An 11706-nucleotide genomic window follows, 5' to 3' on the forward strand; every position below is an offset into this window, starting at 1 on the left:
TGGATTTGCCGGCTCCGCGATGTGCGGGCCGGATCCCAGTCTAATAGAAGGTGCCGCCGCTGCCTCGGAGGTGGGGCACGGCGCCGGGCGCAGCAAAGCCGGGTCCACTCCAGCGAGTGGACCCGGCTTCAGTGATGCTGCAGTTCCGAAGGTGGCCGGGACTTATTTGGGCATCAGCACCGAGTCGATGAGGTAAACGGTGGCGTTTTTGGTCTTGACGCCGCCGCAGATCACGTTGGCGCCGTCGACCGTCAGGGCGTCGCCGCTGCCGGCAACCGTGACGGATCCGCCCTGGACCGTGGCGTGGGTGCCGGCGATCTTGTCCGGGGTGATCTGGCCGGGAACAACGTGGTAGGTCAGGATCTTGCTGAGCAGGGCATCATCGGTCTTGAGTGTTTCGATGGTGGCGGCGTCGATCTTGGCGAAGGCGTCATCCACCGGTGCGAAGACCGTAAATTCGCCACCGTTGAGGGTGTCCACCAGGTCCACCTTCGGGTTCAGCTTGCCGGAGACGGCAGCGGTGAGGGTGGTGAGGATGGGGTTGTTGGAGGCGGCAACAGCGACCGGATCAAGGGCCATGCCTTCAACGGAGCCGGCACCCGTGGGAACCTGTGCGGCGTAACCGGCGCAACCGGGGCCCACCAGGTTGGCTGCCGGATCCATCGTGTCGGCGCTGGCCGACGATGACGCCGACGGTGACGGTGCCATGCTGGTGGCCATCGAGGACGGCGACTCCGCCGGTGCAGAGGAGGCGGCCGGGGTGCTGGTTCCACCACATGCCGTCAGGCTGAGCAGAGCTGCAGCAGCAACGCCTGCGACGGTGAAAGTTGTGCGCTTAATAGTCTGCATTTTGGTTTCTCCTTGGTTTATTGCATTTTCCGGGAAAGGAAATGAAGTTTCCCTGCCGGGTTTATCTGGCTGGTGGGCACCTGCCCCTCGGCCGGTGTCTCAATGGGTATTCGGCAGCTGTGCCGAGAGGGATGGGTGGATTTCCAAATCTTTTTTTCAAACACGGAATACGCCGCCGCCATGGGCCGTCAGGGCCGTGATTCCGCGGCATCCCCATCCCGCCGGCGGCCAGGCGATGGAAGTTAAACCAAAAGGTCCTCCCGGCACATTGCCGGGAGGACCTTTTACATTGTGTGCGCAAGGGGGGACTTGAACCCCCACGCCCGAAGGCACAGGAACCTAAATCCTGCGTGTCTGCCAATTTCACCACTCGCGCTTGCCCTCCCACCGAATTCCATTAGCCGCAACAGGCGGTGCAATGCAGGACGGTGGAGGCTTTCGTTCCATTGTAGCGTCGCGGCAGTACTGTGTCCGGCCGCCGCGACGTGTCAGGAATCGATCTTCAGGTCCTTGCGCAGCTTGGCGACGTGGCCCGTGGCACGGACGTTGTACTGGGCCACCAATACCTTGCCGTCCGGGTCCACCACCACGGTGGACCGGATCAGTCCTTCGTAGGTTTTTCCGTAGTTCTTTTTCTCGCCCCACGCGCCGTAGGCTTCGGCAACCGCGTGATCCGCGTCGGAGAGCAGCGGGAAGGTCAGCCCTTCCTTATCGACAAAAGCCGCCAGCTTGGCGACAGGGTCGGGGGAGATGCCCAGTACGTCATAGCCCGCGGACTGGAGGGAGGCCAGGCTGTCGCGGAAGTCGCAGGCTTCCTTGGTGCAGCCTGGTGTGGCTGCCGCCGGGTAGAAGTAGACGATGGTGTTCCGGCCGGGCCGGGGGGCCAGCGCCGTGTCCTTGCCGGTGGAATCCTTGAGGGTGAAGCCGGGCGCGTTGTCGCCGGCAGTCAGTCTTTCAGCCACTGTTTATCTCCTTGTCGCGTGCGGGACACACCAGCCTAGTAACGGGTGGGGGACAGTGCTAATCCCTGGTTGGTTATACTTGATTCCATGCCTGATATGGATCACTGGCCCACGGGGCGCCTCTTGTCCACTGCCGCGCGCCTCGTTGAACACTCATGGAACGAGAAACTCGCGGCCATCGGCCTGACGCACGCCGGTGTCATCGCCATTGAGGTTCTGGACGCGCAAGGCCCCATGACGCAGGCCCAGCTTGCACAATACGTCCGGGTCCAGGCCCAGACCATGGGCAAAACGCTGAGCCGGCTGGAGTCGCACGGGCATATCGTGCGGGTCCGCAGCACCTCGGACCGCCGCAGCCACGTGGTTTCGCTGACGGACCGTGGCAAGGAAGCCGTCTCCGCCGCAGTTGAGATGGAACGCTCCGTCCTGGCCTCAGCCTCCATTGACCCGGATGTACTCCGCCAGGAACTTCAGGCAGTGGTCCGCGAACTGGCCAGCCAGTTCGCTGTGGCGCCCAGTACCGCTGCGCTGGTGGACAACACGCCGTAACGTCCTGCTGGCCGGCCGTTGGAGCCGGAAGCGCGCGGCTGCAGCCCATGGGCTGTGGCCGCTTTTTTGTGCCCGGACCGTCGACTGGCCGGCAGCCTGCCGGGCAGCTGTAGGCACAAACAAAACAGCCCCCGGTTTGCGTTTCCGCAAGCCGGAGGCTGTTTTCCCAGTGGTGCACCCCCCGGGACTTGAACCCGGAACCCATTGATTAAGAGTCAATTGCTCTGCCAATTGAGCTAGAGGTGCATCTTCTTTGCCTTGATCTTTCCGGGCTTTTCTTTCCCGGTTGATCTCCGCAACGACATGAAACTCTACACGAACTTCCGGTGCATGTGAAATCGGCGTCCGGAGCAGCTCCCGGGTCAGCCCTGGAGCGCCAGAATCAGCACAAAATCAGGGTTTTGGCCGTTGGTCAGGAGCCATAAGCGTCCATCCGGCGCCCGCACAACATCCCTGATCCGGCCGTACTCCCGTGTGAAATGGGCCACAGGATCTCCCGCCGCGTTGCCTTCAAGCGGGACGGTCCACAACCGCTGCCCGCGCAGTGCCCCCAGGTAGGCCGTCGATCCGATGATTTCCAGGCCGCTGGGCGAGGACTCCGCAGTGCTGGGCCACACGGCCTTCGCGTCCTGGAACCCCTGCCGTTGCGGTGCCCCGGTGACCTCGGGCCAGCCGTAGTTTGCGCCCGGGAGGATCAGGTTCAGCTCATCATCCTTGTCCGGACCGAACTCGCTGGCCCAGAGTTGCCCCGAGCCGTCCCAGGCAAGGCCCTGGACGTTGCGGTGCCCCAGGCTGTACACGGCGTTGCCGAAAGGATTTCCCGGCGCCGGTTGTCCGTCGGCGGTCAGGCGCAGGATTTTCCCGCCCAGGGCATTGGGGTCCTGTGGTTGGTCCCGACGTTGGGAGTCGCCTGTGGCCACGTAGAGGAAGCCGTCAGGACCAAAGCGGATCCGGCCGCCGTTGTGCGTGCCGGCTTTGGGGATGCCGGTGAAAACTGCCTCCGGGGCACCCAGGGCCAGCCCGCCGTCGGCCGTTTCCTCCACCCGCGCCCGGACCACCCGGTTGTCTTCGGCAGCCGTGAGGTAGAGGTAGAGGTACCTGTCGGCGGCAAAACCGGGGGAGAGGGCAAGGCCCAGCAGGCCACCTTCCCCGCCGGCGGCAACGCCGGGAACCTGGCCCACCACGGTGACGGCGCCGTTGCGGACGGCCTTGAGCCTGGCACTGTCGCGCTCAGAGATGAGTGCCGTCCCGTCCGGCAGGAAAACTGCAGCCCACGGGGTCTGCAGTCCCACAGTGAGGCGTTCCGCGACAACAGGCGACCAGCCGGCTGTGGCCGGTGGGACGGTGCTGCTGCCCGTGGGCCGGTTGTCAGTGGTGTTGGTGCACCCCGCCAGGACAAGTGACAGGCTGCAGGCCAGCCCGGCCAGCCCGGCCAGGACGGCCGGCAGCCGTGGCGGCTTAGAGCCGGCGGCGCCGGGGTGCGCGGAAACCGGCAGCCTCCGCGTGGGCGGGGGATTCGAACCAGACACTGGCGGCAGCGTCCTCATATTCAGGGTGTCCCTCTTCGTAGTAGGTCATGGCAGCGCCATCCCCCTTAACGGTGAAACCGCCGGGGCCGGTGCCGTCGCCGGCGGCAGCTGCTGATCCTTCGCCGTACGGCCCGCCGGCGGCCTGCTGGTGGCTGGCTCCGTTTTCCACCAGTGCCGAGGATGCTGTCCTGTCGGCCGTCTCTGCGGCGGCCGCGTCGGGCCGGACTGTTCCTGCGGCGGCTGCCGGTGGGGCTGCCTCCGGTGCCGCATCCTCGCCTGCGCCGGACTCTGCTCCGGGCAGCGTGGGCGAGTGCGGGTCCGTGTATTCGGAATGGTGGGTGGGTGTTGCTTCCGGCGCCACGCTTGCCGGGACTTCGGGCGCGGGGCTGCCCGCTGCTTCCGAGCCGGCCGCAGGGCTGGCCTCCGACCACTGCGTTTCCCATTCGGCCTCGTCCTGGGCATTGGCGTGGGCGGCGGCTGCAGCGGGTTCAGGAACTACAACCGGTTCAGGCTCTGCAGCCGGTTCGGGAGTTGCAGCCGGTTCGGGCGCCAAGGCAGGCGCGGGCTCCGTGGCGGGCTCGGGAACCACTGCGGATTCGGGAACGGCAGCAGGCTGCACTTCGCGGGCTGCAGCTTCGCCGGCAGTGGGCACCGGGTCTTCGGCGGTGGTGGGGGCGGCTGGCCCGGCAGGCTGGCCAAACCCGGCCACCGTGGGTATTCCCGTGGTTCCGGCGGCCGCAGCGGAAGCCGCTGAGCTGCCGCCGGACAAGGCGCCGTCTGCCGGGCGCTGCGGGGCGTCGGAAGCGGCTCCGGAGGACCGGGACCGGTTCATCAGCCACCAGACCACGCCCACGATGACAACAATCAGAATGATCCAGAAAACGATGTCCACAGCAAATCCTTTGGTCTGTCACGGATGGAGCCTTTCCCCTGACGCTACGTTGGGGGACCACCGCTGTCCAGACTGGTGAAGCCGCAACGGGCACCCCGTCAGGGTTTCCGCGACGGCTGGGAAGTCAAGGCGTCCCGTAGCCTCATGGCATGGACTTTAAGCGGCTTCAGATCCTCCGGGAAGTAGCGGACCGCGGCACCGTGGGCGCCGCCGCCGATGCCCTGCGCGTGACGCCGTCGGCGGTTTCCCAGCAATTGCGCACCCTGCAGGACGAACTGGGCGTGGTGCTGGTGGAAAAATCGGGACGGGGCGTCCGGCTGACCGAGGCGGGCCGGGCCATGGCGACGGCGGCCGCGGAAGTATCCACGGCCATGGCCAGGGCTGAAGCCACCATCGATACCTACCGCCGCGGCTGGCAGGCCCACGTCCGGGCGGCTTTCTTCCCCAGCGCGGCCGAAATGTTCCTGCCCGGACTGCTGCACCGGGTCCAGTCCGTTCCGGGCCTGCGGCTGGAGGCGTGCTTCGAGGACCCGGGCGTCGCCGGCTTCGCCGGCCTGGCCGCGGATTACGACCTGGTCCTGGCGCACAGCGTGGACGGCCCGGAGGTCTTTGCCCGGAACGGGCTTGTGGTGGTGCCGTTGCTGGAGGAGCCGCTGGACGTGGCCATGCAGTCCGGGCATCCGCTGGCGGCCAGGAGCAGGGTCACGGCCAGGGATGTGGTGGGTTACCCCTGGATAGGGGTTCCGGAAGGGTTCCCGTTTGACGCCGTACTGAAGCAGATTGAGAAGCAGGCCGGCGCCCCGGCCGTCCGCGCCCAGCTGTATCCGGACCTGCGCGTCCTTGAGGCCCTGGTGAGTGCCGGACACGGCTTGTCGCTCCTGCCCCGTTATACCGCGGCCGGCAATGAGTCGCGGGGCTTCGTCCTTCGGCCGCTGGTGGGAGTGGCTGCGCGCCGGAGCATCGTGGCGCTGCTCCGCCCCGACGTGGCCGAGCGCACCACCATCAGGGACGTGCTCAGCATGTTGGTGCTCGAGGCGGAGGCGGTGGCCACCGGTACCCGCGAAAGTGATTCCGGCCACTTGGCGCGGGCGGCCAGGGTACCCTTGTCTCAAAATGCGAGATGAAAGTCCACTATCTGATCGAAATATTGAGGAAAATGGGCACAAACCCGCCGGGCCGGTCGTTTCGCCGCCACGGGGAGTCATAGACTTTTCCTCATGAGTCAGGACACCCAAACCGCAGCAACGGAAACACCCGATATCAAGCCCCGCAGCCGCGTCGTCACCGACGGCATCCACGCTGCCCCCGCCCGCGGCATGTTCCGTGCAGTGGGAATGGGCGATGACGACTTCGCGAAGCCGCAGGTCGGCGTCGCCAGCTCCTGGAATGAAATCACCCCCTGCAACCTTTCGCTGAACCGCCTCGCGCAGGGCGCCAAGGAAGGCGTCCACGCCGGCGGCGGATTCCCCATGCAGTTCGGCACCATCTCGGTCTCCGACGGCATCTCCATGGGCCACGAGGGCATGCACTTCTCGCTCGTTTCCCGCGAAGTCATCGCCGACTCCGTCGAAACCGTGATGCAGGCCGAGCGCATCGACGGCTCCGTGCTCCTGGCCGGCTGCGACAAGTCCCTGCCCGGCATGTTGATGGCAGCCGCCCGCCTGGACCTCTCCAGCGTCTTCCTTTATGCCGGCTCGATCATGCCCGGCTGGGTCAAGCTCGAAGACGGCTCCGAAAAGGAAGTCACGCTCATTGACGCCTTCGAAGCTGTCGGTGCCTGCGCCGCCGGCAAGATGAGCCTTGAGGACCTCACCCGCATCGAAAAGGCCATTTGTCCCGGCGAAGGCGCCTGCGGCGGCATGTACACGGCCAACACCATGGCCTGCATCGGTGAGGCGCTGGGCATGTCCCTGCCCGGTTCGGCAGCGCCGCCCTCGGCAGACCGCCGTCGTGATGAATTTGCCCGCAAGTCCGGCGAAGCAGTGGTTAACCTGCTGCGCAAGGGCATCACCGCCCGCGACATCATGACCAAAAAGGCCTTCGAGAACGCCATAGCCGTGACCATGGCCTTCGGCGGTTCCACCAACGCCGTCCTGCACCTGCTGGCAATCGCCCGCGAAGCCGAGGTGGACCTGACCCTCGACGACTTCAACCGCATCGGTGACAAGATCCCGCACCTGGGCGACCTGAAGCCGTTCGGCCGCTACGTGATGACCGACGTCGACAAGATCGGCGGCGTGCCGGTCATCATGAAGGCACTGCTCGACGCCGGCCTGCTGCATGGCGACTGCCTCACTGTCACCGGCAAGACCGTTGCCGAAAACCTCGCAGCGATCAACCCGCCGGACGTGGACGGCAAGATCCTGCGCGCGCTGGACAACCCCATCCACAAGACCGGCGGCATCACCATCCTGCACGGCACCATGGCCCCGGAAGGCGCCGTTGTTAAGAGTGCCGGCTTCGACGCCGACGTCTTCGAGGGAACCGCCCGCGTCTTCGAGCGTGAACAGGGTGCCCTCGAGGCCCTCGACAAGGGCGCGATCCAGGCCGGCGACGTTGTGGTGATCCGCTACGAAGGCCCCAAGGGTGGTCCGGGCATGCGCGAAATGCTTGCGATCACCGGTGCCATCAAGGGTGCCGGCCTGGGCAAGGATGTCCTGCTGCTTACCGATGGCCGGTTCTCCGGCGGCACCACCGGCCTGTGCATCGGCCACGTTGCACCGGAAGCCGTGGACGGCGGCCCCATCGCCTTCGTCAAGGACGGCGACCGGATCCGCGTGGACATCGCAGCCCGCAGCTTCGACCTCCTGGTGGACCCGGCCGAGCTGGAAGCCCGCAAGGAAGGCTGGGAGCCGCTCCCGGCCCGTTACACCAAGGGTGTCCTGGCCAAGTACGCCAAGCTGGTGCACAGCGCCTCGACTGGCGCGTACTGCGGCTAGCACCCCCCACCCAACTGACTCGCAGTTGTTGTCGTTTTGAGCCGTCAAAACGACAACAACTGCCAGTCAGTTGGGATGGCGTTCAGGAAGTGGACAATGACGTCCACATGGTGAGATCGGTCAGCGGCTCGTTGACACGTATCCCACCAGAGGGAACACTGAACGCATGACTTTCGTTACCGTCGTCGTCCTTACCAAGCGCGTGGCACCTTAGCCCCGGCAACGAACCGTCACGCGCAAACCCCTCGAAGAGCCACCAGGCTGAGGGGTTTTTTTATTTCCCGCAGCATCCACGCACCACACATGATCCACAAGGAAGAGTCCGATGAGCAAAGGATCGCCGATCAGCCCCTCGCTGATGGCTACCAAGTCCGCTGGAGCCCCCAAAGCTCCGGAACGCGCCGACCGGACGGCCGATCACGCCGCCGTCGTCGCTGACCTTGCTGCTGTCTCTCCTGTCCTTGGGCCGAACACCGTTGTACCCCCAACGGTGATGTCCGGCTCGCAAGCTATTGTCCGCTCGCTCGAAGAACTCGGCGTCGACGATATTTTCGGTTTGCCCGGTGGCGCGATCCTGCCCACCTATGACCCCTTGATGGCCTCAAGCATGAACCACGTGCTGGTCCGTCACGAACAGGGAGCCGGCCACGCCGCGCAAGGCTACGCCATGGTTACCGGGCGGGTGGGCGTCTGCATCGCCACCTCAGGCCCCGGTGCCACCAACCTCGTTACCGCCATCATGGATGCCCACATGGACTCCGTACCGCTGGTGGCCATCACCGGCCAGGTTTCCAGCAGCGTGATCGGCACCGATGCCTTCCAGGAAGCTGACATCGTGGGCATCACCATGCCCATCACCAAGCACTCGTTCCTGGTGACCGACCCCAACGACATCCCGCACGTTATGGCCGAGGCATTCCACCTCGCATCCACCGGGCGTCCGGGACCGGTCCTGGTCGACGTCGCCAAGGACGCCCAGGTGGGACAGATGACGTTCTCCTGGCCGCCCAAGGTGGACCTGCCCGGCTACCGTCCCGTGACCCGCGGCCACAACAAGCAGGTCCGCGAAGCGGCCAAGCTCATCGCCGCAGCATCCAAGCCCGTCCTGTACGTGGGTGGCGGCGTGGTCAAAGCGCACGCCTCCGCCGAGCTGATGGCCCTGGCCGAGGCAACCGGCGCCCCCGTGGTCACCACCCTGATGGCCAAGGGTGCCTTCCCGGATTCGCACCCCCAGCACATGGGGATGCCCGGGATGCACGGCACGGTTTCCGCTGTCACCGCACTGCAGCAGTCAGACCTCCTGATCACGCTGGGCGCACGCTTCGATGACCGGGTGACCGGTGTGTTGAAGAGTTTCGCCCCGCACGCCAAGATCATCCACGCGGACATCGACCCGGCGGAAATTTCCAAGAACCGCACGGCCGACGTGCCGATTGTGGGTTCGGTCAAGGAAATCATTCCGGAACTGACCGAGGCCGTGCGGACGCAGTTCGAAGCCGTGGGCACCCCGGACACCACCACGTGGTGGGCGTTCCTGAACAACCTCAAGGAAACGTACCCGCTGGGCTGGACCGAACCCGAGGACGGCCTGTCCGCCCCGCAGCGCGTCATTGAACGTATCGGCGCCCTCACCGGCCCCGAAGGCGTCTACGTCGCCGGCGTGGGACAGCACCAGATGTGGGCCGCGCAGTTCATCAAGTACGAACGCCCGCACGCCTGGCTGAATTCCGGCGGCGCCGGAACCATGGGCTACGCCGTGCCGGCCGCCATGGGCGCCAAGGTGGGCAACCCGGACCGCGTGGTCTGGGCCATCGACGGCGACGGCTGCTTCCAGATGACCAACCAGGAACTGGCCACCTGCGCCATCAACAAGATCCCCATCAAGGTCGCGGTCATCAACAACTCCTCGCTGGGCATGGTCCGCCAGTGGCAGACCCTCTTCTACGAGGGCCGGTACTCCAACACCGACCTGAACACCGGCCACGACACGGTCCGCATTCCGGACTTCGTCAAGCTGGCCGATGCTTATGGCTGCGCCTCCTTCCGGTGCGAACGCGACGAGGACATCGACGCCACCATCCAGAAGGCACTCGAGGTCAACGACCGCCCCGTGGTCATCGACTTTGTGGTGAGCCCCAACTCCATGGTGTGGCCCATGGTCCCCGCCGGCGTGAGCAACGACCAGATCCAGTTTGCCCGGAACATGACTCCGGACTGGGAAGAGGAAGACTGACAATGACCCGTCACACACTGTCCGTGCTGGTCGAAGACAAGCCCGGCGTACTGACCCGCGTGGCGAGCCTCTTCGCCCGCCGCGCCTTCAACATCAATTCCCTCGCTGTTGGCCCCACCGAAGTCCCGGGCATCTCCCGGATGACGGTAGTGGTCGACGCCGACGGTGACCTGATCGAACAGGTCACCAAGCAGCTCAACAAGTTGATCAACGTGATCAAGATTGTTGAACTCACCCCCGAATCTTCCGTACAGCGCGACCACATCCTGGTCAAGGTACGTGCGGATGCCGCCACTCGTCTGCAGGTGACCCAGGCTGCAGACCTGTTCCGCGCCTCAGTGGTTGACGTTTCCACCGACTCCGTCGTCATTGAGGCAACCGGCCATCCCGAAAAGCTCACGGCACTGCTTTCAGTGCTGGAGCCCTTCGGCATCCGCGAAATTGTGCAGTCCGGCACCCTGGCCGTTGGACGGGGATCCCGCTCCATGAGTGACCGGGCGTTGCGTTCAGCCTAGGCACCCGCCTGGGACTGACGCTCCGCCCGCAACCGCAGCACCGTAAACACCGATCCACCAAAACCACTCAAGAGGAGTTACGCAAGTGACTGAAATGTTTTACGACGACGATGCAGACCTGTCGATCATCCAGGGCCGCAAGGTAGCCATCGTTGGTTACGGCTCCCAGGGCCACGCCCACGCGCTGAACCTGCGCGATTCCGGCGTCGAGGTTGTCATCGGCCTCAAGGAGGGCTCCAAGTCCATCGCCAAGGCTGAAGAAGCCGGCTTCACCGTCAAGACCGTTGCAGACGCCGCCGAATGGGCCGACGTCATCATGATCCTGGCACCGGACCAGCACCAGCGCTCCATCTACAACGACTTCGTCAAGGACAAGCTGAGCGCAGGCAAGGCCCTCGCCTTCGCCCACGGCTTCAACATCCGTTTCGGCTACATCCAGGCACCCGAGGGCGTCGACGTCATCCTGATCGCCCCGAAGGCTCCCGGCCACACCGTGCGCCGCGAATTCGAAGCCGGCCGCGGCATCCCGGACATCATCGCCGTCGAACAGGACGCTTCGGGCGCAGCCTGGGACCTGGCCAAGAGCTACGCGAAGGCCATCGGCGGCACCCGCGCCGGCGTTATCAAGACCACCTTCACCGAAGAGACCGAAACCGACCTCTTCGGTGAGCAGTCCGTCCTCTGCGGCGGCGTGTCCCAGCTGGTCCAGTACGGCTTCGAAACCCTGACCGAAGCCGGCTACCAGCCGCAGATCGCCTACTTCGAGGTGCTGCACGAGCTCAAGCTCATTGTTGACCTCATGTGGGAGGGCGGCATCGCGAAGCAGCGCTGGAGCGTCTCCGACACCGCTGAATACGGCGACTACGTTTCCGGCCCGCGCGTCATCACCCCCGAGGTGAAGGAAAACATGAAGGCCGTCCTGGCCGACATCCAGTCCGGCGCCTTCGCCACCCGTTTCATCGAGGACCAGGACAAGGGCGGCCCCGAGTTCAAGGCGCTGCGCGCCAAGGGCGAGCAGCACCCCATCGAAGGTGTGGGCCGCGAACTGCGCGCCCTCTTCGCCTGGCAGCAGCAGGATGAGGACTACGTGGACGGCTCCGTAGCCCGCTAAGGCTGCCGCCACCTGAGCATCACATCCCTTCAACGGTGAGGCCGGGTTCACACTTAACAATGTGAGCCCGGCCTTTCCGTCCGCCTAGACTTGTTCCCATCCCCAGGACTGCAACGCAGAGGATCAG

10 protein-coding genes and 2 tRNA genes are annotated in these 11706 nt (G+C 65.3%); 6 read left to right on the forward strand and 6 right to left on the reverse strand.

Annotation, left to right across the window (positions count from 1 at the left end):
• Window positions 1-162: 162 nt before the first annotated feature.
• From QRN07_RS10010 to bcp, 3 genes are all read right to left on the reverse strand, one after another.
• Complete coding sequence (locus QRN07_RS10010) at window positions 163-849, reverse strand: fasciclin domain-containing protein (protein WP_050685495.1); 687 nt, start codon at window positions 847-849, stop codon at window positions 163-165.
• A gap of 294 nt (window positions 850-1143) precedes the next feature.
• Window positions 1144-1225, reverse strand: a tRNA-Leu gene (locus tag QRN07_RS10015).
• Between the two features lie 112 nt (window positions 1226-1337).
• Window positions 1338-1811 (reverse strand): thioredoxin-dependent thiol peroxidase, encoded by a 474-nt coding sequence (gene bcp, locus QRN07_RS10020; protein WP_050685494.1) that lies wholly within the window; start codon window positions 1809-1811, stop codon window positions 1338-1340.
• A gap of 96 nt (window positions 1812-1907) precedes the next feature.
• On the opposite strand from bcp, the gene QRN07_RS10025 reads away from it, so the two are divergent.
• Window positions 1908-2360: a MarR family winged helix-turn-helix transcriptional regulator gene (locus tag QRN07_RS10025; RefSeq protein WP_050685493.1), complete on the forward strand. Its 453-nt coding sequence runs from the start codon at window positions 1908-1910 to the stop codon at window positions 2358-2360.
• 170 nt (window positions 2361-2530) lie between these two features.
• Here the strand turns inward: QRN07_RS10025 and QRN07_RS10030 are convergent.
• From QRN07_RS10030 to QRN07_RS10040, 3 genes are all read right to left on the reverse strand, one after another.
• A tRNA-Lys gene (locus QRN07_RS10030) sits at window positions 2531-2606 on the reverse strand.
• Window positions 2607-2722: 116 nt separating this feature from the next.
• The gene (locus QRN07_RS10035) at window positions 2723-3796 is read right to left on the reverse strand and encodes a PQQ-dependent sugar dehydrogenase (protein WP_502934790.1); all 1074 of its coding nucleotides are present in this window, start codon (window positions 3794-3796) and stop codon (window positions 2723-2725) included.
• 22 nt (window positions 3797-3818) lie between these two features.
• Complete coding sequence (locus QRN07_RS10040; RefSeq protein ID WP_285240972.1) at window positions 3819-4781, reverse strand: sunset domain-containing protein; 963 nt, start codon at window positions 4779-4781, stop codon at window positions 3819-3821.
• Between the two features lie 149 nt (window positions 4782-4930).
• Between QRN07_RS10040 and QRN07_RS10045 the strand changes: the two genes are divergently transcribed.
• The 5 genes from QRN07_RS10045 (at window position 4931) to ilvC (ending at window position 11579) form a co-directional block, all read left to right on the forward strand.
• Window positions 4931-5905 carry a LysR family transcriptional regulator gene (locus QRN07_RS10045; protein ID WP_285240973.1) on the forward strand — a complete coding sequence of 325 codons (975 nt, stop codon included), beginning with the start codon at window positions 4931-4933 and terminating at the stop codon, window positions 5903-5905.
• A gap of 93 nt (window positions 5906-5998) precedes the next feature.
• Window positions 5999-7720, forward strand: a complete 1722-nt coding sequence (gene ilvD / locus QRN07_RS10050) for a dihydroxy-acid dehydratase (protein WP_050687288.1) — start codon at window positions 5999-6001, stop codon at window positions 7718-7720.
• A 325-nt stretch (window positions 7721-8045) separates the two neighbouring features.
• Window positions 8046-9953: an acetolactate synthase large subunit gene (locus QRN07_RS10055; RefSeq protein ID WP_285240974.1), complete on the forward strand. Its 1908-nt coding sequence runs from the start codon at window positions 8046-8048 to the stop codon at window positions 9951-9953.
• A gap of 2 nt (window positions 9954-9955) precedes the next feature.
• Window positions 9956-10468: an acetolactate synthase small subunit gene (ilvN, locus tag QRN07_RS10060; RefSeq protein WP_050687283.1), complete on the forward strand. Its 513-nt coding sequence runs from the start codon at window positions 9956-9958 to the stop codon at window positions 10466-10468.
• Window positions 10469-10553: 85 nt separating this feature from the next.
• Complete coding sequence (gene ilvC / locus QRN07_RS10065; protein WP_050687281.1) at window positions 10554-11579, forward strand: ketol-acid reductoisomerase; 1026 nt, start codon at window positions 10554-10556, stop codon at window positions 11577-11579.
• The last annotated feature ends 127 nt before the right edge of the window (window positions 11580-11706 follow it).

It is taken from the genome of Pseudarthrobacter sp. MEB009 (genome assembly GCF_030208875.1).
Classification (GTDB): domain Bacteria; phylum Actinomycetota; class Actinomycetes; order Actinomycetales; family Micrococcaceae; genus Arthrobacter.

What these genes read in the sequence shown, in the direction of transcription:
- QRN07_RS10010 (WP_050685495.1), bottom strand. Translation starts at nt 849, where the DNA reads ATGCAGACTATTAAGCGCACAACTTTCACCGTCGCAGGCGTTGCTGCT.
- QRN07_RS10025 (WP_050685493.1), top strand. Translation starts at nt 1,908, where the DNA reads ATGGATCACTGGCCCACGGGGCGCCTCTTGTCCACTGCCGCGCGCCTC.
- QRN07_RS10045 (WP_285240973.1), top strand. Translation starts at nt 4,931, where the DNA reads ATGGACTTTAAGCGGCTTCAGATCCTCCGGGAAGTAGCGGACCGCGGC.
- ilvD (WP_050687288.1), top strand. Translation starts at nt 5,999, where the DNA reads ATGAGTCAGGACACCCAAACCGCAGCAACGGAAACACCCGATATCAAG.
- QRN07_RS10055 (WP_285240974.1), top strand. Translation starts at nt 8,046, where the DNA reads ATGAGCAAAGGATCGCCGATCAGCCCCTCGCTGATGGCTACCAAGTCC.
- ilvN (WP_050687283.1), top strand. Translation starts at nt 9,956, where the DNA reads ATGACCCGTCACACACTGTCCGTGCTGGTCGAAGACAAGCCCGGCGTA.